Consider the following 290-nt stretch of genomic DNA (forward strand, 5'->3'; position numbering starts at 1 on the left):
GCGAGACGATGACACCCTATCGGCTGACATCACCTTTTCCGATGCGCAACAGCAGTGCCTTCATCATCTAGCGCCAAAATTACAAGGTCGCACTCGCAAACAGCAGCATTCTTTTGCCTCAGGCTCATTGCCTTGGGCCACTTGGCTGATTGCACGGTTGGGCGGTTGGTCCGGCTATCGCTCGCAATCTCCACCCGGCATTCGAACTTTGAGCCAGGGGCTCAGGAAATTTGAGGCCATCTTTCAGGGATGGTCACTAGCCCAGGAGGGATTTATGTGTACTTAGTAGC

1 pseudogene is annotated in these 290 nt (G+C 53.8%); it reads left to right on the forward strand.

Annotation, left to right across the window (positions count from 1 at the left end):
* Positions 1-286 (forward strand): annotated as a pseudogene (locus JUK32_RS16990) (IS4 family transposase); the annotation flags it as partial.
* Positions 287-290: the final 4 nt, after the last annotated feature.

It is taken from the genome of Halomicronema sp. CCY15110, assembly GCF_016888165.1.
In the GTDB taxonomy this organism is placed as follows: Bacteria; Cyanobacteriota; Cyanobacteriia; order Phormidesmidales; family Phormidesmidaceae; genus Halomicronema.